Origin of the sequence: Paenibacillus residui (assembly GCF_042677205.1) — a bacterium.
GTDB lineage: Bacteria > Bacillota > Bacilli > Paenibacillales > NBRC-103111 > Paenibacillus_L > Paenibacillus_L residui.
In genome coordinates, this window is record NZ_JBHTIU010000074.1 from 95,848 (window position 1) to 121,006 (window position 25,159).

Here is a 25,159-nt window from a genome sequence, read left to right on the forward strand (position 1 = left end):
AAGTAAGAGGAACGAAAGCTCCGCACTTCTCCGGTTAACGCCCGACTACGCGAAGCCGCTACTTCCACCCGCATCTTCATGCTGTGGGGGTCACGGCCCGTCCTCCGGGAGGTTATTCATTCAATCATCCTCAGGAAGCTTGCAGCCATCGGCTTCCCTCTCTGCAGAGGTGGGGTTGAATTACTGGGTCCCTTCAACGGATTTCGATATTCTCCAGTGATAAAGTCCTTAGTTGCGGTAGGCGCCGATCACCGGAGGGTCGTAAGATTTAGTATTGATTGTAATGCGCCGGCTTAGGATTGTCAAGTCATCCCAGAACGGATGTGTCATCTTGGAACAAATGACCCTTCTTAGAAGACTCCGAATCCCCTGAGCTGTGGAAAACTGCGGAATAGAAAAACCGGCCAAAAAGAAAAGAACCTGCGGCATCGGCTGCAGGTTGAATTAGTTATATATGTTACAAAAGGGGTCAGTTCTAAGTATAGACATTTATTATTACAAAGGCATGAACCTAACATTACAGTTTGATTACATCTATCGGACCTATGCCTGTTAGAAGACAGATCGCTGTGATGAAACGCCTCAACGCGCACCGAATAGGCGCGCGTTGAGCAAAGAATAATGCCTCGAGCTCTAAAACTTCACACCGACTATCCGTTCCAGAGTATCCTTAAGCATCATGAACGTCTCTCCATTGGTCAATTGTCCCTGATCCTTAATCATGTCTATCGTCGACTGCTTCAGCAGCCCCTTGTCGATCAGCTCGCTCTGAGCCTGCTCCTTCGGAACATCCAGCTCCACTGCTTTAGCTATCGTATAGCAAGCTTGCTCCAGAGTTAACGGCTGCTTGGCTGCTTCTTCCATACCTGCGATAGCAGCAGATGCATCTCCTTTGAACGAATTCGGATATACCCGCTTGGCTATATTCCATTGATTAACCAATCTCTGCGGATTGGATGTGTCATCGAGACGGAAATCGTTATTGTAGCCCCCGTTGGCAATACCCAGATAGACAGCTACCTTCAATCCCGGATAGGCAGGATGCTCCATGTAAGGATGTACCTTCGGAGTATATGGCTTGACATCCATCCCCTTGCTGTTGATGAGATCCTGAAGCTTCTTGATCTCTTCCTTGGATTCAGCCAGCTCCCGGAAGGTCATCTCTCCATCCATGGCAATTTTGACGGCTGCCCCGGCCGCTTCACCGGTTGCCATCCCGGTCGGAATGACCCGGGCGCTTCCATGCGGAAGCGTATCGAAGCTTGCGGAACGGCCAACCACCAGCAGATTATCTACCTTCTGGGGAACAATGCTGCGGAAAGGAATGGCGTATTTCGGCGGATCAAGAACGACCGCACCGTCATCCGCCGGACTTGTGCGCTGAATATCAACGGCATAGGAACCGAAAGCAATGCGGTCCCAATGATCGCGGTTTTCCAGCAAGTCCAGTATCGTCAGACGGTACATTCCTTTCATGTGCCGGCTTTCTCTCACATAAAGCTCCGGCGCGGTATCGAGAAATTCTACATTGGCAAACTCCGGATACAGCTCCTTCATATGCTCCACTACATGCGGAATTTCTTCCTTGGCCAGCACGAAGGCTTCTTCCCGCGATTTGGGATCGAACGGATCCACCCCGAAAATTTGCAGAGCATTAATCAGAATAGTGCCGTCGTTCTGGCGGCCTATATTTAATCCGCGCATCTTCATCCGTTCTTTATTGACTGCCGGGTACTTCTGCATCTCGACATAGCCCCAGGCCGACATGTCCGTAGCACCGGTATTTGGATCGTTGTCATTGCTGAGCCGTTTGCGGACCTGCTTCCAAACCTCATCGTCCACATTCCCCAGACGAAAGACGAGAGTAACGGCCATCTTGGACTTCATATCGCCCAAATCTTCCCGGCCAATCGTGAACGGAACTCCCGCGGCAGCGGCAAAATCGCCATCCTGAGTCGCATCGATGACCGCTCTGGCCTTAATTTGCTGGACGGTTCCGTCCTCACGCGTAAGCGATATCCCCTCTACAACCATGTGATCCTCTTGGCCTTTGGCGAGAATCGGTTCAATCGCCCGCGCCTTCAGATGCACATCGAGGTTCTTCTCTCCCTGAACTATTTTATTAAAAGCGTTAGCCGCCGTAGTGACGTCGAACGAATCCCCCTCGACCTTCTCATACCATTCCGAGAAAATCCCTTTGTTCAGAACCGGCATCTTGGCACCGGGGACGATCGATTTATTCTCCACGTCATAATTCATATCAATACTATTGAGCCAGCCAAGGGTCATCAAACCGCCCAGTATTTCGCGGTCATGACCGTCCACCATAAGCGTTCGCAGCCCATTGCGGGAAGCGGAAACCGCCGCCGCGATTCCTTCCGGATCGGTTCCTACCACGATCACGTCATAATCATCCGCAGGCTGTGCAACAACCTCCACCTTCTCCAGCTCCTGCGGCTTGTTCCCTGCTGTAAAGCGGATACCGCCGCCGTACTTTTCCATATAATAAATCCAGCTGCTTCCCGCCGCAAGCAGGATAATAGCAGTGGCCATCAGTAAAATCCATTTATTCTTCACTGTAGACCCCCCATATATTAATCTATTAAGGATGAACGAATGTCAAATTCCCGCTTCGGACAAGTACGCCTGATTCAGCAGCTTTATTTTTTTGTCCACGTATTCCTTGTAATTTTGAATGTAAGCGGCAGGCTCTTTCGGGTTGGGAAAACGTTCAATCTTCTGCTGGGTATCCTCTTCCGTTCCCGGGTAAACGATTTTGCTTACCGCACCGCAGCCAAGTCCGAGAATCGTTTGCCGTTCTTCCATCATCACAATGTTATACAGGCTTTCCCTTCCTTCCAGGGAGTAACCGACATTTTCCAAATTGCCCAATATATTTTTCTGGCGATACAGATAGTAGGGCTGGTAACCGTTCCGCTCGGTCCAATCCGCAGCCATCTGCATCATTTCGGCGATTTCATCCCGTTCAGCCACTTCATACTCGCTGCGGTTTTTGGTCATTTTGGATGCCCGCTTAAAGGACAAGGTATGGACCGTCAGCGATTCGGGCATCAGCTTGGCGGTTTCGTCCAGCGTTTGCTGAAACTGCTCTATCCCTTCATTAGGCAGGCCGATAATCAAGTCCATATTGATATTATTCATGCCCATTTGACGGGCCAGCTTAAATTTCTCCAATGTTTCGGTTACCGTATGGTGGCGTCCGATGGTATCCAGCGTCGATTGCGTGAAGCTCTGCGGGTTAATGCTGATCCGGTCCACCTTCCACTTTTGCAAGACCTCAATCTTCTCCGGGGTAATCGTATCCGGACGTCCGGCTTCAACCGTCAGCTCCCGAACCTTGTCCAATCCGGGGAATGATTGTTGAATCGTCTGGAACAAGGCGTCCATCTCATCCGCCTCGATGCTCGTCGGTGTTCCGCCGCCCCAATAAATCGTCGTAATGCCCAGACCGGCTTGCTGAAGCCACCGGCCCATCTCGCGGATTTCATAATGCAGTCCTTCCAGAAAACCTTGAACAGACCCGTTGTTTCCCCGAATATCATAAGCCGGAAACGTGCAATAGGCACATTTGGTGGGACAGAACGGTATTCCTATGTAGATACTTATCTCTTTATCCAGCCGGAACAGATCGGGAATGACCTTCAGCTGCCGCTCTGCCACATCCGCAAGCAGCTTCACCTTGGGTTCGGTGATCAAATACTGCTCTCTCAATATTTGCTTACAGGTTTCTATATCCTGTTTATTCATCATGTTGTGCATTAATTTGGTCGGGCGGACCCCCGTGAGAATTCCCCATGGCTGCTCCAGCCCGGTGGCATCCTGCAGCACCTGAAGCAGGGAATAGAGAATCGCCCGCTTCACTATCCCTCGCTCTCCGGAATCGGGAATGGGCATCGTATGCTCATGAGACCAAGCTTCTCCCCCATCTGCCGCCGATAAATCCGTCTTCACATAGATTTCACGGGTGTCTTCCTTCTTCCGCATTTCTATGACCGCTTGCCACTCCGCATCCTTCTCCTGCGGCTCCCACTGAACATTGGGCTGTTCAAAAAACAAGCGGGTAATATGATAAATTTCAGTCGAAAAATCATCGAATCCAATCCGATGAATCGCAATATTTAACAAGTGCGCACCTCCGAGGTGTATTTCCGTAAGCATGATTAGCCTATTGTAGAGTGTAACATAAGATGCCCGCCGAATAAAACATTTCCGGCAGATTTAGTGCGGCCGTAGGAACCCGCGGTTTCCTTCATGCATCCTCCGTCTATATTAATTGAATCCTTCCTCCCAGACACAAAAAAAGGACAGACTGAGAGTCCGTCCGTGGCTATTATGTTATCTCATTATAATCGTTAGCGAATGATTTTGCGCGGAACTCTCTTCATCGCGTCCCGTTCCGATTCGAAGCTGTGCTTGCCCTCCGTTGACCCGTCCAGGGTCAGGGAAGCGATCGCTTCATGGTAAGAGGCCGGAGCAGAAATTTGCTGGGAAAGCAGGACGGTTTCCTCCTTGACGGATCGGTGCACGTCTACATCTCCTTTAGGCAAGGTGTCTACCTGCTATTATTTCCCTCCGTCGAAACTAATAATCTGCCAAATAGAGGAGCCTTCCTCGCCTATACGCAACATTCTGCTCGTCCCGAACTTTAACCTGATCGAGGCTCTTATGGATGACATCGAATCCTTTTCCTTCTTTATTTGCTCTCCAGAATGAGAGTGACAGGGCCCCAATTCACCAGACGAACATCCATCATTTCGCCGAACCGCCCAGTCGCAACGGTTAGTCCCCGTTCTCTTAACAGCTCGTTAAACCGGTGGTACAGCGGTTCTGCCAGTTCCGGCCTCGCCGCCGCCATGAAATTGGGCCGCTTGCCCTTGCGGCAATCTCCATATAGAGTAAATTGCGAAACCGACAAGATTTGACCCCCTATTTCTTGAACAGACAGGTTCATCTTGCCGCCATCATCCTCAAATATTCTCAAGCCGGCCACTTTATCCGCCAAGTAGCGGGCATCCTCTTCCGTATCCTCGTGGGTGACCCCGACCAGCAGCACGAGCCCCTGCTCGATGCTCCCCGTCAGGCTTCCGTTAATGGTCACACTCGCTTCTTTACTGCGTTGTACTACAATCCTCAACCCTATCCCTCGTTTCCAGTCAATACCGTCTTATGACTGCATGATTCTTTGCACGGAATAGACGTCCTGAATTCGTTTAATCTTCTCGACGACAGAATGTAGATGATCGATATTGCGGATCAGGATCGTCATATGAATCAACGCCATCTTGTTCTTGTCGGAGCGGCCGGAGACGGCGGACATCATCGTCTTGCTCTCCGACACGGCCTGCAGCACTTCATTGAGCAAGCCCGGCCGGTCATGTCCTGTTATTTCGATTTCGACACTGTAATTCGCTTCTATCGAATCCGCCCATTCAATCTCAATAATCCGGTTGCCTTCCTCACCGTCCGGTGCCGGAATATTGCTGCAGTCCGAACGATGCACCGACACTCCGCGGCCGCGCGTAATATAGCCGACGATATCGTCTCCCGGAACGGGATTGCAGCAGCGGGCGAAGCGGACCAGCAGGTTGTCCACTCCTTTGACCCGGACTCCATGGGTGGGACGGCTCTTCTTCTCCGGAGCGGACTTCACTTCCTTGACTTCGTTAGTCAGCTGCAGCGGAGGGATCTCTTCCTTGCGAAGCTTCTCCGTCAGCCGGGTAACAATCTGCGCGGCGGTAATTCCCCCGAAGCCGATCGCGGACAGCATATCCTCTATATCGTTAAAATTAAACTTGGATGCGACCTCCTGCAGCTTGTCATCCGTCATCCATTGGGCCGGATCGATGGCCAGGCGCTTTAACTCCCGTTCGATGGCTTCCCGGCCTTTAATGATGTTCTCTTCCCGCTTCTCCTTCTTGAACCACTGCTTGATCTTGCTCTTCGTATGAGAGGATTGAGCAATCTTGAGCCAATCCTGGCTGGGGCCGTACGAATGCTTGGAGGTCAGAATTTCAACGATATCGCCGTTGTTCAGCTTGTAATCCAGCGGGACGATCCGTCCGTTGATCTTCGCCCCGATCGTCCGGTTCCCGACCTCCGTATGAATTCTGTACGCGAAGTCAAGCGGTACCGAGCCCGCCGGAAGCTCAATGACCTCACCCTTGGGCGTGAACACGAAGACAAGGTCGGTAAAGAAGTCCATCTTCAACGACTCCATGAACTCCGAAGCATCCCGCGTTTCGTTCTGCAGCTCGAGAATTTCACGGAACCAGTTCATCTTCTTGCTGAAGCTGCCGGACGGAACCGCCGAGCCTTCCTTATACGCCCAGTGGGCGGCGATACCATATTCGGATGTGCGGTGCATTTCCCAGGTCCGAATCTGCACTTCCAGCGGCTCCCCCTTGGGTCCGATCACGGTCGTATGCAGGGATTGGTACATGTTGGCCTTAGGCATGGCAATGTAGTCTTTAAACCTGCCGGGCATAGGCTTCCATAAAGTATGAATAATCCCGAGGGTGGCGTAGCAGTCCTTGATATTGTCCACAATCACCCGAATGGCCAGCAGATCATAAATTTCATTGAACTGCTTGCCTCTCGAGGTCATCTTCTTATAAATGCTGTAGATATGCTTGGGCCGGCCCGATATGTCGCTTTCGATCCCCATTTCGGACACTTTTTCCTTTATTTTCACAATAACATCCTGAATATATTGCTCCCGCTCGGTTCTCTTCTTCTGCATCAGATTTGCAATCCGGTAGTACTGCTGAGGATTTAGATAACGGAGAGCGATATCCTCCATCTCCCATTTGATCGCAGATATCCCTAACCGGTGGGCAATCGGGCAGAAAATTTCCAGAGTCTCATCGGCAATCCGGCGCTGGGCTTCTTCCGATTGAAACTTAAGAGTCCGCATGTTATGAAGCCTGTCCGCCAGTTTGATAAGAATGACCCGAATATCCTGAGCCATCGCGACGAACATCTTCCGATAATTCTCATTCTGCTGCTCCTGCTTCGATTTAAATTGGATTTTCTCCAGCTTCGTCAAGCCGTCCACCAGCATCGCGCAGGTATCCCCGAACCGTTCGCGCAGCATGTCTAAAGAAACGCTGGTATCTTCCACAACGTCATGCAGCAGAGCAGCGATGATCGAGGTGGCATCCATCTGCATTTTAACCACTATTTCGGCTACTGCGACCGGATGCAGAATATAAGGCTCTCCCGATTTTCTTACCTGACCGTGATGAGCCTGTTCGGCAAACAGATAGGCCTCTTGTATCTTGTTCAGGTCGTTCTCTTTTAAATAGGTTGATGCCTTCTCAAGTAACAGCTCGATCCCCATTCCTAAATCCTTTCCGTTTGATCATTTTTATTCATTATGAACCTCAACAGGGCATCCCGTCAAGAAACGTGTCGAATCGTCCCGTTTTTCATGTCGAGCCATTCCCAAAGCGTACCGCAGACTCCCCGTTGGGCGAATCTGAATTGGGTTCCCGCCATCTATAATTTGTAGTATTATGGGTGGGAGTCATTGGAAAAACGGCTTATCTTCGGTAATAAAATGTGCAATAAATCCCTTTGCTCGCTTTGATCGGAAATCAAGGTAGCAGCAACGGGCTCTCAAATGATATTTAGGAAGGAAGGTTGTCTTATGGTCAAATGGTTGGCTCTTCTGGAAGACCGTTATCATCCTGCGGAACGATCCCGTCACAGCCTCGAGGCTATATCCCGTTCTATCGAATATGATTTGGAAATTTTGACTCGGGCGGAGGAGTTCCCGTGGGACCGTCTCAAATCTTATGACGGAATTGTGATTGGCCGCGATGCCCTGCTCGTGGAGAACGGCGTGCGGACGGACAAGCTCTGGTGTCCGGAAGGACGCCAGCAGGAGCTTGCCGATTACGTTGCGGCAGGCGGAGGCTTGATTGCCATCCATTCCGGGCTGGCTCAATATCCGAAGGAGGGAACGTACCGTAAGCTGGTCAAGGGGACGTTTACCCATCATCCGCCGGGCACCCGCAAGCTGCTCGTTAAATCCTCTCCATCCGCTAACCATCCGGTAACGGCCGGAGTCAGTGATTGGGAGATAAATGACGAGCAATATTTTATCGATATGGATGGAGATCCCCTGATTTTGGCGGAGCTTATCTCAGAGGAAGGGGAAGCGGCTCCCGCCGCCTGGGCTCATCGCCACGGACAAGGCAAGGTCTGTGTCCTGACCCCCGGCCATACAGCGGAGACATGGGCTCATCCGACGATGGGCCGCCTTATCGCCAATGCTATGAAGTGGGCCGGTCAGCAAGAAACATAAGCGGGATTTAACCGGATAAAAAAAGCTCCTAACGGAGCCTCTTCGAAGACGAATAACCCGGTTTTAAAGGAAGCTTTTTATGCCAATTAGAAAGTTGTTCCATTTTAATGCTTTAATGAACTTAAACTTTCTAATGTGGTAAAAAAACTGATGTCTTTCCGACTTCTTTCTGATAATATAGTCGATGGGCTTTTTTAGGAAACGAAAAAGATTATATAAACAAGGAGGAAGTTTCTTGCAGCAGCACATGATCCGGGTGGACGAGCGTCCGCCTCTGTTGAAAAGCATTCCCTTGAGCCTTCAGCATCTGTTTGCTATGTTCGGCTCTACGGTGCTCGTGCCGATCCTGTTCAAGGTCGATCCGGCTACCATTCTATTGATGAACGGAATAGGCACTCTGCTGTATCTGTTCATTTGCAAGGGACAAATTCCAGCCTATCTGGGCTCCAGCTTTGCTTTCCTGTCCCCTGTATTCGTAGTTCTGAACAACGGGTCTTACGAAATGGCGCTGGGGGGCTTCATTATCACCGGAGTCATCTTCTCGCTTGTCGCCCTTCTCATTCGCAAGGTCGGTACCGGCTGGATCGATGTGGTCTTCCCCCCTGCCGCAATGGGTGCGATTGTGGCCGTTATCGGTCTGGAGCTTGTTCCGACAGCCGCCCGGATGGCCGGGTTGATCAAGCCCGAGGATATTCCATCATCCGCATGGAGCATCGATCCCAAGGTGGTTACCGCTTCAATGGTGACGCTGCTGGTCGCCGTGCTCGGCAACGTACTCTTTCGCGGCTTCCTGAAGATTATTCCGATTCTGATCGGAATCGTCGTCGGCTATATCGTAGCCTACCGGCTAGGCCTTGTCGATTTCGCTACAGTGCATGAGGCAAGCTTGATTGCTGCGCCTACATTTTATACCCCCAAGTGGGATTGGGCCAGCATAGCGGTTATCCTGCCCGTATCGCTGGTCGTTATCGCCGAGCACATCGGTCACTTGATTGTTACCGGCAACATCGTAGGCAAAGATTTGACGAAGGATCCGGGACTTGACCGGTCTCTGCTCGGCAACGGCATTTCCACCATCATTTCCGGTTTTGTGGGATCTACCCCGAATACGACGTATGGGGAAAATATCGGCGTTCTCGCCCTGACCCGCGTCTATTCCGTATTTGTCATCGGCGGTGCGGCGGTATTCGCCATCATCCTGTCCTTCTCGGGCAAGCTGTCCACACTGATCATGACCATCCCCGAACCGGTCATGGGCGGCATTTCCCTGCTGCTGTTCGGAGTTATCGGTGCATCGGGTATCCGGATGCTGGTCGAGTCCAAGGTCGATTATTCGAAGCCGGCCAATCTGATTCTGACTACAATCGTTCTCGTTATCGGAATCAGCGGAGCGGCCTTCCGCTGGGGGAATTTCGAGCTGAAGGGCATGGCGCTTGCTACTATCGTGGCCATACTGCTAAGCTTATTCCTCCGCTTGCTGGAAGTTCTGAAGCTGTCTAACGACCAGGAAAAGTAATATAAATCAACTAAGCAAAGCTATTATTAAATGAACGGACAGGGGCACGCGGCTCCTGTCCGTTTTTCTTTTTTCGTTGGCTTCTTCTCCAAAACCGGGGAGGAATCACTTGATCATCCCGGTACAGTGACCGTTAATCGCTCGCCGAACGAATGGCATCCCCCGGAGATAGGCGTGTGATCTTTCTTGAAGGAGCCAGATTCAGCAGAAGAGCGATCAGCATTAAAGTGCCGATAATGGGCAGGATGATCTCCCATGGATAATCAAATGACAGGGCCGGCGAGGTAGGCGGCTTAGTCAATTCGGCCAATCTTACGATCGTATAACCGCCGATGGAGCCGAACAGGCAGCCATTCAAGAGACCCAGCCAGCTGATCGTTGTTCCTTCCAGCAGCAGCATTTGTCGAATCAGTCGGATGCTGAGCCCGATACAGCGCATCATCGCTATGGTTTTGGCTCGCTCCTGAACTGCGCGATATTGAAGGATGGCTAATCCGGCTAAACCGATATTCAAAGTCACCAGGGTCATAAATCCGATGAAAATCCACAGCATTTGGATCATATTCATGTCTTCTCCGGCCTTGGAAATCCCAGGCGAATAGAAGCTTTTGATCCCTTGTGCGGCGAGGCGCTGTTCGATTTTGCGCAGATCGCGAAGATCGTTAGAGGGCAAAGACAACAGAACATACCCTGATTCCTTTAAATACTCCCAACGATATCCATGCCTTTCAATTGGTCGTAAATTTGCGGATGGACAAACATGACATTATAAAATTCCATCCCCGTAGAAGTATCGGCGAAGCCAATAATGTCGATGTCGATCGTATCGACAACTTTTCGAGGCTTTCCGAAATCAGGAGTGTTAGGTTCTGCCGGTTTATTGTACACGTTAAGCGTTAGATGATCGCCCACGTTCAACTTCCTTGAGAGGGCGGTACTCATCTCGTAGCTGTATTTATGATCCAGAATAACGGCCTGGGGGTTATTTAGCACAGCCGCCCAGGCTTCTTCATCAGAAGCGAATGCCGGGGAACGCTGTGACAGCTTGGGCGCCCCATGCGCGAGAAAGGCCTCGCTCGGCACCGTCAAATTCAACTGCTGTAAATCCAGAAAGACATCGTTCGGCTCGAATCCAAGCATATATGGTTCCATCACCGGCGGATTTTGAGCGGCCTCTGCCAATTCGGGATCCTGCTGTAAACCAGCTAAGATCTGCTGCTTCTCCTGCTCGCTATAGTACTTGATATAGGCAGGATAACCGAGAATCGAATACGATTTCTGGCTGATATCCCGATAGTTGTGCTGGGTGACGATCAAGATTAGTACCAGGATCATGAAACAGCAGCTAAATAACAGCGTGACAATGAACGTGCGCCGATAATTTCCTGCCGGATAACGGAACGCCAATAGTTGAGCTGCATCTCCTATACCGATCCGGGATAAAAGCGGTTTTAGCCCTTTTTGGATATAGGGCAGACCCTGAACGACCAAATACAGCATCGATACTGAAGCCCCAAACCATAACGCTAAGACAGACAACGATCGGTGTGGTACAAATCCTGTATTGGTAGTCATGATCTCCAAACTTTTCCCGCTGAAAAATTGAATAAAGTGGCTGAATACAATAATCGCAGCACAAACCGTCAGCACGATCCGCAGCCCCTTGCGAATCCACTGTCCGCCGCCTGTCTTCTCCGGATCTTGATCTCCCCGCAAAGCAAGCACGATGTTCATTTTGCCCATCCGGTAACAAGCGACGAATGAGATAACTGTTAATAACCCGAGAACCGCAGCGCAAGACAGGGCGATACCGCCCAAAGATACATAAGGCATAATAGGAATTGAGTTTGCACCATAGGCGTAGAGCAGGTCCTGATTAAACCATTCAAACAGACGAATGACGCCGAAGCCCAGCGGTATTCCCAGCACAATACCTACGCCCGTACTTAATAAGTTGATTAATGTCGTTTCGATGAAAAAAATGGCTCTTACTTGTCTGTTTTGAAAGCCGAGCGCACGCAGCAGAGCTAAGGATTCCTTGCGTGAATAGACCAGCATTTGCAGAATTTGGATCATCAGCAAGGCTCCGGCCAAAATAGCGGTTAGGCTGCAAATGATAAAAATAGCCCCATGCCGCTGTTTCATTTTGTTTACCTGGTTTTCATCCGCTACTTTCTGCTCATGCAGATCGAACAACGGCAGCGGGGTCGGAAAGCGTACGGCCGATTGTTCTGCTAATGTATAATCTTCCCGGCCAGCCAGGATAGAGGTGAAGGCTCCGTCAGGAGCTGCGCTTAAATTTCGGGCTTGGCGGATTCCCATAATGAGGGTTCCTTCGGCAGCGAATAGGCCCCTATAACCGGTTATGCCTTCTTCTTTGACGATTTTCTTCACTTGAAAAAGCTGAGAGTTTCCGCGTTTATCAGGGATCGCCACCGTATCGCCCTCGACGAGACCGAGTGGCTTCGCAATCGCTTCGGATAGTATAACTTGATCGGCAGACAAGGACAGCTCCCAAAGCGGATGATCGGGATCAAATTCAGCGGCTTGAGCAAAGTCAACTCCTATGGCCAAGTAGCGTAAACCTGTCTGTACGGGCTGCAACTGACCGTCGACTTTGCTGACGCTTGTTTCAAAAATAGCAGCAGGCAGCAGCTGTACATTGTATGGCTGTATCCGTTCGGCGATCGCCTGCACTTCCTCTTGCGTGAAATGAGGGGTTCCTGCCGGAGGCTTCAATTCCCAATCAATCGGACCATAATGCTGTTTCAGCCAGCGGTTTCCACTTTCATCAAACGATTGAAAAAAGACAACGGCTGCCATGATCAATGCAGCTCCGATGCAGCCGCCCAGCACGGTCAGCAGCGTATGCCGGGGCTGGGTCCACAGGTTCCGCCACGCCATACGCCACACGAGGGAAGGAGTCAGCATGCTTCTCATCGTTCCGCCCCCGCTTCCCCGTGGTCGATGATGCGTCCGTTTTCCATCCGGATCGTCCGGTCCGATTGGGCAGCGATGCTTTTATCATGGGTGACCATGACGATTGTGGTACCCATCGTTTCGTTAATGTGCCGCAGCAGCCCGACAATTTGTTCGGAGGTCTCGCTGTCGAGCGCACCGGTTGGCTCATCGGCCCAGAGGACAACCGGGTCGGAAACGATGGCACGAGCAATGGCAATTCGCTGGTTTTGCCCTCCTGACAATTCGGTTGGGCGAGCGTTTAACTTGTCGCCGAGACCGACTTGAGTAAGGGCGATTTTTGCTTTTTCGTTCGCTTTCTTTGTCGGCACTCCCTGTCCGATCAGCGGGAGCGCCACATTCTCCAGAGCGTTCAATACCGGAATTAAGTGAAAGGATTGAAACACGAATCCGGTCTTGTTCAGACGGAAAGCGGAGCGCACTTTTTCTGCTGCTCCATACAGATCAAATCCGTCGATAAGGACGGTTCCTTCTGTCGGAAGCTCTATCCCGGAGAGGACATGGAGCAGGGTCGTTTTACCGCAGCCGGACGGTCCGACAATGCTGATCATCTCCCCTCTGGCGATCGATAGATCCACTTCTTTAAGGGCTCGTACCATCGAACCGCCGGAGCCGAATGTTTTTGTGAGTCGGTTTGCTTGAATCATCTTCACACCTCTTTATTGAATGTAAGTCATAATGTAACAAACCATTATGAAAGAGTGATGGAGGAAATATGAAGATGTTGTGCAGATCGCAGTCTCATGCTTCAGGGTCATGGAAGATAGGAATTTGGATTCGAAAGGTCGTTCCGATATTCCATTTGCTCGTGACGGTAATGGTTCCTTTATGCAGCTCGACAAGCTGCTTAACGATCGGAAGTCCTAGTCCAAGCCCGGTTGACGACCCGTTCGACGCTTCACGGCGTTTCATCGTTCCCCGATAAAAGCGTTCAAATACGTGCGGGAGTTCTTCCTCCTCCATGCCCATCCCATCGTCTGTTACAGCAATCGTACACATCGATGCATCGAAGGATACTCGGATCAGCACCGAAGAGCGCGCATACCTTAATGCATTGCCGATCAAATTGATCAAAATTTGTCTGAAGCGAGTTTCGTCGGCATAGATGCGAAAGCTGCCTTCCCCCTGCAGGCCAATCTTGATCCCGCCTGTTTCTTCTGCGTCAATGGCGAATAATTCGATAAGCTCATGAATTATATTTCGCAGCGAAAACCAGGTCGGATAAAGCGGCAGATGGCCGGATTCCGCCAGAGCCAGCTGTTGCAGGTCGGACAGCAGCTTGCTCATGCGATAGATTTCATCCTGCAGCAAAGCTGCCTGCGTCATATCCAGAGGGATTTGCTGGGTTAAACTATGGTCTAATTGCGTTCGCATCACAGATAAAGGTGTTCGCAATTCATGGGCAATATCCGCGACCATCGATTTGCGGATCGTCTCCAGACGATACAGCCGCTGCGAGATTTTGGCGATCTCAGCATCTATCATTTGCATTGTGATTTTCCCGGAATTACGGGTCTGGCTTGTCACGTGTTCCGGGTGCGTTTGAGCCAACGGTGTCAATTGATCGGATAGACGGTGGAGTAATTGAGCTTGGGCCTCATCTTTTTTTCGCAGCATCAGGTAGCTGACCACGAAAATCAACAGGCCGAAAATAACGGAAAAATAGACCAATTGAGGACTCCCGGCGATTCCGGCCGGAAAAGACAGTTGATAATATCCGATCACTTCCCGGTCTAACAGTAAAATTTGCCTTTCGCTCCCAATAGGATCCGAATTCAATGAATCGGCAGGCCAAACCAATTCGTTCTCTGCAGACCATATGTGCAGATGCCCGCCTATATCATTTAATGGGGTTGGCAGCTCCTCCTGCCGTGCCGTTTCCAGCTTTGCTATCACCTGATCCCAATCCCCAAACAGCTCGTAGAGCGAACTAAGGTACGTGCTTGTCTGTACCGTTTGCTGCCGTTTATATGGATCCTCTGTTTTGATCTGGATCCAGGCGGTCACGGCGTAGAGGCTCAAAGCACAGAAAGCCGCGAGGGTCATCGCTGTCAGAAGGGAGCCGCTTTGGGGTATCGTGTTATCGTTTCTGCTTGTTCTCCTTAGCGGCATCACGAATAAGCTCCTCCGCCGAACTTGTAGCCGACCCCATAAACCGTAACGATATATTGCGGCTGGGCAGGATCATCTTCAATTTTGCGGCGAAGATTGCGGATATGAGAATCAATAGTCCGTTCGTAACCGTAATATACCTCACCCAACGTTTGATCGATCAATTGCAGCCGGCTGAAAACCCGTCCAGGCTGTTCGGCTAAAGTGACCAGGAGTTCAAATTCGGTAGGTGTCAGCGAGATTAGTCTGTCATTCTTCTTCACTTCATGCCGAAGAGGATCAATCGTCAGTGATCCGCTCCGCAATACCTTGTCTTCCGCAACGCCGGCAGAGCCGGTTCTCCGCAGAACCGCTTTGATCCTGGCTAGCAGTTCTCTCATTCCAAACGGTTTGGTGATATAATCATCGGCCCCGATCTCAAGCGCAATCACTTTATCCCACTCATCCGTTTTGGCCGTCAGCATAATAACCGGAACTTTGCGTTCTCGTTGAACTTCCCTGCACAAATCCGTTCCGGATAGACCCGGCAGCATCCAGTCGATCAAGAGCAGGTCAAACGATTGTTTTCGAAGCAGTTCTAATGCCGCCTCTGCACTTAACGCATGGGTGACCCGGCACCCCTCCTGGCTTAAGAAGGGAACAACTCTTTCAATCATTTTAACTTCATCTTCGACCCACAATATGTTCATCTCGTTTTATCCCCTCAGCCTCGTCAACAATACCATTTTCAATCTCTTAGACGCAGTCTGTCATAACTATTTTCGTAATTATTATACCATTTCTGTTGATCAGGGGCTCAAGCGGGTGTTTATAGGTGACGGTTGAGTAAACGTGACTGAATAGACATCACCATTTCGCTTGGTAAAGTGAGAGTGTCGAGCTTCCGCTACCACACAGAAGAGAGTCCTCATAGGATAGAACAAAAGCAAACACTCGATCAACTGCAATAAGAAATCAAACCCGCTTTCAGGAACTGAAAATCCTCAAACTCTAGAATCATGCCGAATTCAAAAAGAAATTTGGTTTATCCTTGCTGAGTTCCACGAAGTCTGCTTTGTCCAATTAAATCAAGGCTTGTCTGCCGATTTCAAGCTGAGAAATTTAGTATATAAGCATTTAGCCGGCAAAAAGGTTCTTTTTTTCCAAGAAGGCATTTATTATCAACCCCGGCACTGCCAAATAATGAAATTTTCATGTAAATGGAAACAGCATACTTTCATTTCAGTGTACAATGTGATTTTTTTCACCGATCAGAAGCGAGCGTTTCATTATAGTTAGAGTACAAAACAGGGTAAATAAAGTTAGATTGCTTCATTAGTGTGAAAATTGAAGTTAGATGAATATCATTAGTGTGAAATTTGAACTAAATGGATTTCATACAGTTAGATTTCTATATTCGGGAGAAATATGAATACTAAATGGAAAACCTACAGTTAGTTCGCGCAAAAAGAGCCTTTTCCCCCAAAGTTGCCCATTTTAACAGTATTTTTTCCAGTTAGTTTGATCATTTTCGCCCATTCGCTTGAATCTACCTGTACAAAATACAGTTAGAGGCGCCATTCCGCTTGCAAGAGCACCAGCAGAAAATGAAAATAGATGGATTTTCAAGGTAGTTTTCGTTATTCGCCCTAAGAAAAAAATTAACCACATATTTCCATTTACTCCTTTATGCCACTGATACAGAGTCAAAATCAGTAATGGATCTCCGATTGCCCAACTATATCTAGGCGAATCGGGCAAATGAAAAACCGCGACCCAATGATCGCGGTTTTAACTAAATATTTCCCGGGAAAACTAATATTGGACAAGAGAGATGACTTCCAGACCTCCAAGCTTCTCTCTTCCATTCAAATACGTAAGCTCGATTAGGAAGGCCCCTGCCACGATTTCTCCACCCAGTTGCTGAATTAAATCAATGGTTGTAGATAACGTTCCGCCGGTAGCCAGCAAATCGTCAGCAATCAACACCTTGCTGCCGGGCTGTATGGCATCCCGATGCATAGCCAGCTTGTCTTTGCCATATTCCAGCGCATAACTGGCTTCAATACAGTCTCCAGGCAGTTTGCCGCTCTTGCGGATAGGCACAAAACCAACCCCCAAAGCATAGGCCAACGGCGCACCTATAACAAAACCTCTCGCCTCAGGGCCGGCTACATAATCTATCTCGTAGCGGCTAACCTTTTCTTTCAGTGCATCAATCGCCTCTTTGTAAGCCAGCCCGTTCTTGAGCAACGTTGTAATATCCTTGAAGCGAATGCCCGGCTGAGGGAAATCGGGAATCACCCGAATATGCTGCTTGAAATCCATATTGTTCCTCCGTTATCTATTATTTGATTTTTGTTGCGGCAATCGTGAAACAATCCAACGGCTCAGTTCCTTCGCGGAGGAATACATCAGCATTTCCTCAACCCGCTGCCGGTCTATATAATTGCTGTAGAGCCTGGAGGATGACAGTTCTCTCTTGGCCGGAGAAGCTACGCACCGGTATCCGGTTCCGTCGCGTTCGACAAAGCTCAATTCCTCAAATACTTTCATAATAAACTGTATTGTACTTCGCGGCAACCCAGATCTTCTGCTAATATAATCCACCAAAACATTTTCTTCGACCGGTGACTGTGCACGCTGCATTAGCACTGCATACACCTGCTTAAACTGCTCCCTTCCCGGTATCGTCCTCCTTCCGGGAGACGGTTCCTGAAATACGCTGTATATCCTCTGTACCCCTGCGGCTTCGCGCAGCGCCAGCTCCAGCTGGTTCTGCCCCGGAGGCATAGAATAAAGAATCAAGTCCGTAATTTCAGAATACGAATGCTTCAGATCATTATGTATATCTGTCCATTGACCCGTGTCTTTAAAGCACCAAATGCTGCTTCCGGATTTCCATTCCGGGGGGAGTCCGGCAAGCTCTTCCTCACCAAATATAACAACAGCCTTTTTCCGTTGGCAAGAACCGAGATCGGGTTCCGCAGCCCCTTCCGCAAACAATTCCGCCCATCGGGAATCTGTGCTGCGTATTCCTCTCCAATCAAATACTTGTGGCTCAGGTACCCGTAAGTCGTGAATGATGATTTGGGGTTTGCGGATACCGTTCCATTCGTTGACAGACAACTCCCCCAATATATCTATCAATGCAGAGGGGGCGATTCTTTCGGCTAAAGAGCCTTTGCCGAAACCGACCGCTTCGATGGCCGGCACTTGCCTTTGTTCCTGTACCAGAGTCAGCTTCAAATGCTGTTTCTCTCGCCCTATTTTCTTGCAATCCTGCAGTTCCAATTCATTAATGACTATCCGTGGGGATGGATTGCCCATTCCGAAAGGGGCCATCCTTTCCAACTGCGTGATACCTTCTAACGTCGCATCCTCCAGGCCGCAGTGGAAATCGACCTGAATCTCCGGAATCAGATCCTGTTCGGTCAGACAGTCTGCTGCGTATGCCTCCAGCCTGAGCTTAAGCTCAGGAATACGTTCACTCGCGATGGTCATTCCCGCTGCCGCTTGGTGTCCTCCGTAATGCTCAAACAATTCCGAGCAGGAGCTTAACGCCTTATATAGGTCGAATCCGGTTATGGAACGAGCTGAGCCTTTGGCCAAGCCGGTTTCGGGGTCGATGCCCAGTACGATGGTGGGACGATAGTATTTCTCCAGCAGCTTGGAAGCAACAATACCGATTACCCCGGCATTCCAGTTCTCCTTCCAGACCACCAACACTTTATGTCCGGCCAAGTCGGGAGTGTTCTCCAGCATGGCCAATGCCTCTGCCGTCATCTCCTCCACTATTCTTTGCCGTTCCTTGTTTAATTGATCCAACTCGAAAGCCAGGCGGTCAGCTTCTTCCCGGTCATTCGTCGTTAGTAACCGCACCGCATCGTCGGCGCTTTCGAGTCTTCCGCTGGCATTGATTCTGGGGGCCAACGAGAAAGCGATATGGCCGGCTGACAGCTCCTTTTTGTCAACACCGGCCGCATCCATCAACGCCGACAACCCCGGATTTGTCGTAGATCGCATAGATTCTATGCCCAGCTTCACCAGGACGCGGTTCTCATCAGTTAGAGGCATCAGATCGGCCACCGTGCCCAAGGCCGCCATCTCCAACAGCTCCTGAGGCAAACGGCCCAACAGGGCATGAGCCAGCTTGAACGCCACCCCTACCCCGGCCAATTGCTTATAGGGATAAGGGCAGCCCGGTTTCTTCGGATTAATGACCGAATAAGCAGGAGGAAGCTTCTCTGGCGGTTCATGGTGATCAGTAACGATCACATCTATTCCAAGAGAAGCCGCATACTCCACCTCCGGCCAGGCGCTGATCCCGGTATCCACCGTTATTATCAACCCGACTCCGCTTTCCTTGGCTTGATCCAGGGCATTCTTGTTCAAGCCATAACCTTCATGAATCCGATGGGGGATATAATAGTCAAAGCCGGCCCCCAACTGTCTCATTAATTGTACCATCAGAGAAGTGCTGCTGACTCCGTCGGCGTCATAATCTCCATAAATACGAATCCATTCCTTGCGGTCCAAAGCGCGGCGGATTCTCTCCACAGCTTCCCGCATTCCGTCCATCAAATACGGATCATAGATCTGGTCCGCATCCGCCTGCAAAAATCTTCGAACCTCTTCCACGTCAGACATTCCCCGGGCAACAAGCAGCTTCGCCAGCAGCGGGGACAGATTTAGCTGCTCAATGAGCCGTGCAACCGTTGTATTGTCAACTTCCTTAATTTTCCACCTCGCTCTGGAAGCAAGCATCCTATCCTCCCCCTTTCCTAATGAAGCAGCGTTCTGTTCTCCAGATCATGTTCCATGGCATTCCGATAAGGGTATCCCCCGTCATACGGCTGTACATTAACCAACACATCGGCAATATGCATAAACCGCTTCATCAGATGATGCTTGACCAATCTGGCAATGTCATTGCCTTCCGACACTGAAATCTGCGGGTTAACGCTCACCTGCAGCTCGACCAGAACAAAATGGCCTTGCTCATAAGCCTTTAAATCATCTACTGCTATAACCCCTTTGACCCGTTGGGCCGTGCGAATAAGCTCCTCCACATCTTCCTGTTCCAAAGCTTGGTCTCCGGCGGCAGGCCTGGCATCGTACAGCATCCGATAACCGGATCGGAGCACGAGGAGCGTGATTGCGATGGCCGCTAACGGGTCCAATATACCAATCAGCGGAAGCTGCAGCCATCCGCTGCCCCAGGCTCCTGCCGAGCCGATCAGAGCCATCAGTGAGCCCGCATACGATAATTTATGATCCCATTTATTACTCTGCATGGATCGCAGCTCTTTACGTTCACCGCCGTTTCTCGACCGGCCCGCAATCCCTTTCAAAATTATGGACAGCATAGCCATCGGCAGCGCAAACCATTGGACAGGTAAATAGCTGCCTTGTTGGAGTTTGCTTACGGTACTCCACCCAAGCTCTATTCCGGCAACAAGCAGTATGGCCGCGGCCCCGACTATCCATGCACGGCTTGCTTTCCTCCGCTTGCTGCCCCCTCGCGGACGGTCCTCCTGCAGACGCACGAGAGCAGCCAAATTTCGGATCCCATAAGAAGCGGTGTGTAAGGCATCGGCTATTAAAGCCGAGCTGTTGGCTAACCACCCGACGATGCCCTTGGCCAAAGCGAGCAGCAGGTTTCCGGCAATACGGATGAAAGCAGCCAGTTCTGCCTTGACATACGGATGATGAGACATAGTTGCACCTCTCTTGGGAAAAAGTATTGAAGACAAATGCCGCGGGACAAGTCTCGCGGCATTTAAAGCAAAGTCCTGTTACTTAAACTTCGTTCTTGGCGGCAGCTACTTTTTTAGTTGTTCCTGGCCACTTCGTTTTTAACAGCAGCCATAGAGGACTTGCTATGAAAATCGAGGAATAAGCCCCGACTGCCAAACCTAGAACGATGGCTAAGGAGAAGTAACGGATCGACTCGCTTCCCAAGACAAACAAAAGCACGGCTGCGATCAGTACAGTTACTACCGTATTGATGGATCTGGTCATCGTCTGCCAAATACTGCGGTTGACCAATTCGGACAGATCACTGAAGGATTTGATCTTGGCAAACCTCAGATTCTCACGAATCCGGTCAAAGATAACAATCGTATCATTAATGGAATAACCAATAATGGTCAAAATTGCCGCAACAAACGGTAGATTAATTTCCCAACGGAAGATGGAAAACAGGGTGATTACGAAGAAAGCGTCGTGCAGCAAAGAAACGATCGCGGCAATGCCGAACCTCCACTCGAAACGAAAAGCGACATAAATAATAATCCCCAAGCTCGCAATCAGTACGGCATAAACGGCTTTGAGCGCGAGCTCGTTAGCCAGCTCTACATCGACGGTGTTTTCTTCCTTGCTGACTCCGTCCCCATAGACAGCGTGGAATCCTGCCATGATTTGTTCCACCTCTTGCTGAGTCAGCACTTTATCAAAACGGGCCGAAGCCGTCGTCCCGCCTACCGTAGGACTTATATCATATCCGGCCTCCTTGAATATTTGTACAACCTGCTCCTTCTCCATCGGCTGGGGGCTTGTAATATCAAGAGTGGTCCCCGCTTTAAAGTCGACCCCTCGATTCAAGCCAAACACAAGGAGAGCCACAATACCGATGATCGTTACTATTATCGAGAAAGCAAAAAACTTCTTCCGATGCTTGACGAAATCGAAATGGATATTATAATGCACGGATTTCCGCCTCCTTTACGCCGAAATATCCTAGTTTCTTAACGGCATTAGAGCGGATCAGCAGGTGCAGCAGCAAACGCGAGAAGAATACGTTCGTAATAATACTGATTACAATGCTGAAAATCAGTGTCAGTGCAAACCCTTGGATGGCTCCAGTTCCGATAAAATACAGCACAGCACCGGCCAATATGGTAGTAATATTCGCATCCATAATCGTCCGGAACGAATTTTTCGAACCTGCGCGCAGAGAAGACAGGACGCTCTTGCCGCTTCTCAGCTCTTCCTTGATCCGTTCATACGTAATAATGTTGGCATCCACGGCCATCCCTACCCCGAGAACGAATGCAGCAATCCCCGGAAGCGTTAATGTGGCGTTCATCAGAACGAACACCAGCAGCAGCAGCCAACTGAAAGTAATCAGTGTTACTGAAGCAATAATGCCCGGCACCCGGTAGAAGATGATCATGAACAAAATAATAAGAATAAAGGCGATCAGACCGGCCTTGACCGTCTTCTCAAGCGAAAGCTGGCCGAGAGTGGCGCCTACACTCTGGGTATATTTCTCCGTCAAATTCAACGGCAGAGCGCCTAGATTAATCGTATCCGCCAAACTTTTGGCTTCATCGTACGTAAATTGACCGGTAATGGTCGCCTTGTCGCTGTTGATAACATAATTTACCTTGGGGTTGGAGATCATCTGATCATCCAAGTAAATGCCCAGATTTTGGCCAATCAGCTTTCCTGTGACTTGTGCAAACTTATCGGCGCTCTTTAATTCAATAGAGACTATCGGCATCGTTCCGTTCTCATATTCCACCCTGGCTTTGCCCGGTTTGAAATCGGTCCCGTCCAGCTCTATATTGCCGTCTGGCCCACGGAAAGTCAGAACGGCCGGCTTCTTAAGCATCTCCCGGACTTTAGCCTCATCGGTAACTCCGGCAATTCTTACGCGAATCCGGTCTTTCCCCTCGGGAGTAATCTCCGGCTCGGCAATTCCTTGAGCGTTGACCCTCTTCTCCAAACTTCTGGCTGTTTCTCTTAATGCATCTTGAGTTACCTCTCCTTCTCCATGAACCGGAGTGGCAACGTACAAGATTTCAAATCCGCCCCTCAGATCGAGGCCCAGTCTAACTTTGCTCAGCAATTGCGGGCTCGTCCAGGTGATCGCACCAAGTGTAATGACGACGAGCAAAACAAATGCGGCCATTCTCTTGCCATCCATATACTGAAAGTCTCCCTTCCATACTCAATATTGCTATTATACTAACCATAAAAAAACGAGTCAATTTGCTATAAAAAGCAAAAGCCTCCTTCTAACCGAAAAAAAACCCGTTCCTAGAACGGGGCGCCCTTGAAAGCCTGCATTGTCATCCAGTTCATAAATTGGGGAACACTAAGTGACAAGATGTCATTAACCAGTTGATGAAGAGGAGGATGCCCCTTGTGACGGTATTTGTCGTTAAAATAATTCCTTATCTCCCGCTCGCTAACCTGCTCGTATCCTATGACCGCAAATTCCTCCGCTTTCATGCGGCATAAATGCAGTATCACTTCCTCCAGTTCTTCCGTCGTAAATGGTCGTTCGTGATCCATCGGCCTTCCCCTCCCCAAGGAGTTGTTGCTGACCCTGCCAAAATCAGGTGATACCAGACTATTATCCGCAGATTATCTCAATAGTCCTAAATCTTCTAAAAGTATAACGCTGAATAATGGAGAAACTCTACTTCTTCAGCCCTTCGGCCGCCCCCTAATTGATCTTACAATCGGCGATCCTCTAGAATATTCTGCGTCCAACGGCTTAATCCTGCCAAGGTTATTATTTTTCTGCTTCGATTTAAGCATGAGCTTGGCCACCCTCTGCATATCCATTATTTAAGACAACCTGCGGGTTAACGGGAAGAGGGGACATAATTTGGGAAAGTATAAGCAATCGTTTATTCAAGGGGCAATGATTCTGCTGGCTGCCGGCATTATCAATCGGCTTCTCGGTTTCCTGCCCCGGATTACATTGCCGCGTGTTATTGGCGCGGAGGGGGTTGGCCTTTATCAGATGGGATGGCCCTTCCTCAGTGTCGTGTTGACCATTACGACGGGCGGAATCCCTCTTGCCATTGCCAAGCTGGTCGCCGAGGCGGAATCTCAGGGCAATGAAAGGAGAGCCCGGCAGGTTCTCCATATATCGCTGGCCGTCATCATCAGCCTGAGTCTGCTTTTTACGCTGCTTATCGTCATCTCCTCGCGCTGGATAACCACTCATTTATTTACCGATTCACGTGTATATTATACTTTCTTATGCATGAGTCCGATTATTCCGATCGTCGGTATCTCGTCGGTTTACCGCGGTTATTTCCAAGGAAGGCAGAACATGATTCCTACAGCGGTTTCCCAGACTTTCGAAACGCTCGTCCGCATTGTTACGATGCTCCTCTGTTCCTATGTGATGCTTCCTTATGGAATAGAGTTTGCCGCGGCGGGAGCCATGTTCGGCGTCCTGATCGGAGAAATTTCCGGACTTGTCATTCTATTGTACCAATATAGCGTTACACGTAAAAAGTACAATGTTTACCAATCCGCCAAAATCGGTTCCGGAAACGGGGGCAGGCTGGATACTTTAAAAAAGATTTTTCATATTTCCGTTCCGGTAACCGGAAGCCGGCTTGTCGGCTCTTCCTCCTACTTCCTGGAATCCATTCTGATCATCCAAAGCTTGGCGGTTGCAGGAGTGGCCACCGCCGTGGCCACTTCACAATACGGGGCTCTGCAGGGCATGATCCTGCCGATTCTAATGCTTCCGAGCGCCCTGACTTACTCCCTTTCGGTCTCGCTCATTCCATCTTTATCTGAGGCTGCCGCACGCAAGGATATGCGCACGATTCATAAAAGGCTTCACCAATCGCTGCGGCTTGCGCTGGTTTCAGGAGCCCCTTTTGCCGTCATTATGTATGTGCTGGCTGATCCTATAACTTATTACTTGTACGATCAAAGCGATATCGGCGTCATGTTGAAAATGCTGGCCCCCGTTGCGCTGATTATGTATTTAAAAGGGCCGCTTGAGGCAACCTTGCAGGCTCTGAATCGACCCGGGATTGCTCTTAGAAACACGTTGATCGGCGCAATTATCAAGCTATTTCTGATTTATTGGCTGGCTTCAAAACCTAATTTCGGCATACTCGGAGCTATTATGGCCATCAATATCCACACGATTGTGGTAGCTTGGTTAAACTGGTCAAGCGTATCCAGAATGCTGAAATTTTCGATGAACGCGGCCGACTTTTTTAAAGTGGTTGTAGCGATGGGTATTACCGGCTTAGGCTGCTATGCGGTGATGAACTCCAATTGGATACAGCAGCCCTTTCCGAGATTTATCTATGCCTGTCTGCTGGGATTCACTATCTATCTCGTCTGTATTGCCATGCTTAAGATAGTAGACCGCAGTGATTTGAGGAGGGTTCCCTGGATCGGCAAAAAGCTGTAACTCTGTAACGATAATGCCCAACGAAACCCCGTCCCTTTCATAACATGACGAACAAGGC

At 49.7% G+C, this 25,159-nt stretch carries 19 protein-coding genes; 3 read left to right on the plus strand and 16 right to left on the minus strand.

Annotation, left to right across the window (positions count from 1 at the left end; translation table 11 throughout):
- Positions 1 to 633: 633 nt before the first annotated feature.
- The 5 genes from ACFQ03_RS18695 to ACFQ03_RS18715 all read right to left on the minus strand — a co-directional run bounded on the left by ACFQ03_RS18695 (position 634) and on the right by ACFQ03_RS18715 (position 7,360).
- On the minus strand, positions 634 to 2,553 hold the full coding sequence (locus ACFQ03_RS18695) for an FAD-dependent oxidoreductase (RefSeq protein ID WP_144936109.1): 1,920 nt from the start codon (positions 2,551 to 2,553) through the stop codon (positions 634 to 636).
- Positions 2,554 to 2,619: 66 nt separating this feature from the next.
- A complete protein-coding gene (locus tag ACFQ03_RS18700; RefSeq protein ID WP_379290085.1) occupies positions 2,620 to 4,146 on the minus strand; it encodes a coproporphyrinogen III oxidase in 1,527 nt (508 codons plus the stop codon).
- Positions 4,147 to 4,373: 227 nt separating this feature from the next.
- Complete coding sequence (locus tag ACFQ03_RS18705; RefSeq protein WP_186328324.1) at positions 4,374 to 4,547, minus strand: hypothetical protein; 174 nt, start codon at positions 4,545 to 4,547, stop codon at positions 4,374 to 4,376.
- Positions 4,548 to 4,714: 167 nt separating this feature from the next.
- Positions 4,715 to 5,155 (minus strand): D-aminoacyl-tRNA deacylase, encoded by a 441-nt coding sequence (gene dtd, locus ACFQ03_RS18710; protein ID WP_144936057.1) that lies wholly within the window; start codon positions 5,153 to 5,155, stop codon positions 4,715 to 4,717.
- Positions 5,156 to 5,185: 30 nt separating this feature from the next.
- Positions 5,186 to 7,360: a RelA/SpoT family protein gene (locus ACFQ03_RS18715; RefSeq protein WP_144936054.1), complete on the minus strand. Its 2,175-nt coding sequence runs from the start codon at positions 7,358 to 7,360 to the stop codon at positions 5,186 to 5,188.
- A 309-nt stretch (positions 7,361 to 7,669) separates the two neighbouring features.
- On the opposite strand from ACFQ03_RS18715, the gene ACFQ03_RS18720 reads away from it, so the two are divergent.
- Both ACFQ03_RS18720 and uraA read left to right on the plus strand, forming a co-directional pair.
- The gene (locus ACFQ03_RS18720) at positions 7,670 to 8,329 is read left to right on the plus strand and encodes a ThuA domain-containing protein (protein WP_379290088.1); all 660 of its coding nucleotides are present in this window, start codon (positions 7,670 to 7,672) and stop codon (positions 8,327 to 8,329) included.
- A gap of 247 nt (positions 8,330 to 8,576) precedes the next feature.
- Positions 8,577 to 9,845, plus strand: a complete 1,269-nt coding sequence (gene uraA / locus ACFQ03_RS18725) for a uracil permease (RefSeq protein WP_379290185.1) — start codon at positions 8,577 to 8,579, stop codon at positions 9,843 to 9,845.
- Between the two features lie 133 nt (positions 9,846 to 9,978).
- Here the strand turns inward: uraA and ACFQ03_RS18730 are convergent, their stop codons facing one another.
- The 11 genes from ACFQ03_RS18730 to ACFQ03_RS18780 all read right to left on the minus strand — a co-directional run bounded on the left by ACFQ03_RS18730 (position 9,979) and on the right by ACFQ03_RS18780 (position 23,219).
- On the minus strand, positions 9,979 to 10,524 hold the full coding sequence (locus tag ACFQ03_RS18730; protein WP_379290090.1) for an ABC transporter permease: 546 nt from the start codon (positions 10,522 to 10,524) through the stop codon (positions 9,979 to 9,981).
- Between the two features lie 20 nt (positions 10,525 to 10,544).
- On the minus strand, positions 10,545 to 12,785 hold the full coding sequence (locus ACFQ03_RS18735) for an ABC transporter permease (RefSeq protein ID WP_379290092.1): 2,241 nt from the start codon (positions 12,783 to 12,785) through the stop codon (positions 10,545 to 10,547).
- The gene (locus ACFQ03_RS18740; RefSeq protein WP_379290094.1) at positions 12,782 to 13,471 is read right to left on the minus strand and encodes an ABC transporter ATP-binding protein; all 690 of its coding nucleotides are present in this window, start codon (positions 13,469 to 13,471) and stop codon (positions 12,782 to 12,784) included. Before ACFQ03_RS18740 ends, ACFQ03_RS18735 begins: the two co-directional genes overlap by 4 nt.
- Positions 13,472 to 13,565: 94 nt before the next feature.
- The gene (locus tag ACFQ03_RS18745; protein ID WP_379290187.1) at positions 13,566 to 14,936 is read right to left on the minus strand and encodes a sensor histidine kinase; all 1,371 of its coding nucleotides are present in this window, start codon (positions 14,934 to 14,936) and stop codon (positions 13,566 to 13,568) included.
- The gene (locus ACFQ03_RS18750) at positions 14,936 to 15,625 is read right to left on the minus strand and encodes a response regulator (RefSeq protein WP_379290096.1); all 690 of its coding nucleotides are present in this window, start codon (positions 15,623 to 15,625) and stop codon (positions 14,936 to 14,938) included. The genes ACFQ03_RS18745 and ACFQ03_RS18750 overlap by 1 nt, the downstream gene beginning before the upstream one ends.
- A gap of 1,105 nt (positions 15,626 to 16,730) precedes the next feature.
- On the minus strand, positions 16,731 to 17,243 hold the full coding sequence (locus ACFQ03_RS18755; RefSeq protein ID WP_379290098.1) for an adenine phosphoribosyltransferase: 513 nt from the start codon (positions 17,241 to 17,243) through the stop codon (positions 16,731 to 16,733).
- Positions 17,244 to 17,255: 12 nt separating this feature from the next.
- Positions 17,256 to 19,682 carry a single-stranded-DNA-specific exonuclease RecJ gene (recJ, locus tag ACFQ03_RS18760; RefSeq protein WP_379290100.1) on the minus strand — a complete coding sequence of 809 codons (2,427 nt, stop codon included), beginning with the start codon at positions 19,680 to 19,682 and terminating at the stop codon, positions 17,256 to 17,258.
- Positions 19,683 to 19,699: 17 nt separating this feature from the next.
- Positions 19,700 to 20,635 carry a cation diffusion facilitator family transporter gene (locus ACFQ03_RS18765; protein ID WP_379290102.1) on the minus strand — a complete coding sequence of 312 codons (936 nt, stop codon included), beginning with the start codon at positions 20,633 to 20,635 and terminating at the stop codon, positions 19,700 to 19,702.
- Positions 20,636 to 20,717: 82 nt separating this feature from the next.
- Positions 20,718 to 21,626: a protein translocase subunit SecF gene (secF, locus tag ACFQ03_RS18770; RefSeq protein ID WP_379290104.1), complete on the minus strand. Its 909-nt coding sequence runs from the start codon at positions 21,624 to 21,626 to the stop codon at positions 20,718 to 20,720.
- On the minus strand, positions 21,616 to 22,848 hold the full coding sequence (secD, locus tag ACFQ03_RS18775; protein WP_379290106.1) for a protein translocase subunit SecD: 1,233 nt from the start codon (positions 22,846 to 22,848) through the stop codon (positions 21,616 to 21,618). Before secD ends, secF begins: the two co-directional genes overlap by 11 nt.
- A gap of 113 nt (positions 22,849 to 22,961) precedes the next feature.
- Entirely contained in the window at positions 22,962 to 23,219 is a 258-nt protein-coding gene (locus tag ACFQ03_RS18780; RefSeq protein WP_379290108.1) for a post-transcriptional regulator, read from the minus strand.
- Positions 23,220 to 23,538: 319 nt separating this feature from the next.
- On the opposite strand from ACFQ03_RS18780, the gene spoVB reads away from it, so the two are divergent.
- Entirely contained in the window at positions 23,539 to 25,101 is a 1,563-nt protein-coding gene (spoVB, locus tag ACFQ03_RS18785; protein ID WP_379290110.1) for a stage V sporulation protein B, read from the plus strand.
- Positions 25,102 to 25,159: the final 58 nt, after the last annotated feature.

Coding starts and splice junctions, on each gene's coding strand:
- ACFQ03_RS18695 (WP_144936109.1), bottom strand. CDS start 2,553: ATGGCCACTGCTATTATCCTGCTTGCGGCGGGAAGCAGCTGGATTTAT.
- ACFQ03_RS18715 (WP_144936054.1), bottom strand. CDS start 7,360: ATGGGGATCGAGCTGTTACTTGAGAAGGCATCAACCTATTTAAAAGAG.
- ACFQ03_RS18720 (WP_379290088.1), top strand. CDS start 7,670: ATGGTCAAATGGTTGGCTCTTCTGGAAGACCGTTATCATCCTGCGGAA.
- uraA (WP_379290185.1), top strand. CDS start 8,577: ATGATCCGGGTGGACGAGCGTCCGCCTCTGTTGAAAAGCATTCCCTTG.
- ACFQ03_RS18735 (WP_379290092.1), bottom strand. CDS start 12,785: ATGAGAAGCATGCTGACTCCTTCCCTCGTGTGGCGTATGGCGTGGCGG.
- ACFQ03_RS18740 (WP_379290094.1), bottom strand. CDS start 13,471: ATGATTCAAGCAAACCGACTCACAAAAACATTCGGCTCCGGCGGTTCG.
- ACFQ03_RS18745 (WP_379290187.1), bottom strand. CDS start 14,936: ATGCCGCTAAGGAGAACAAGCAGAAACGATAACACGATACCCCAAAGC.
- ACFQ03_RS18750 (WP_379290096.1), bottom strand. CDS start 15,625: ATGAACATATTGTGGGTCGAAGATGAAGTTAAAATGATTGAAAGAGTT.
- ACFQ03_RS18755 (WP_379290098.1), bottom strand. CDS start 17,243: ATGGATTTCAAGCAGCATATTCGGGTGATTCCCGATTTCCCTCAGCCG.
- recJ (WP_379290100.1), bottom strand. CDS start 19,682: ATGCTTGCTTCCAGAGCGAGGTGGAAAATTAAGGAAGTTGACAATACA.
- ACFQ03_RS18765 (WP_379290102.1), bottom strand. CDS start 20,635: ATGTCTCATCATCCGTATGTCAAGGCAGAACTGGCTGCTTTCATCCGT.
- secD (WP_379290106.1), bottom strand. CDS start 22,848: ATGGATGGCAAGAGAATGGCCGCATTTGTTTTGCTCGTCGTCATTACA.
- ACFQ03_RS18780 (WP_379290108.1), bottom strand. CDS start 23,219: ATGGATCACGAACGACCATTTACGACGGAAGAACTGGAGGAAGTGATA.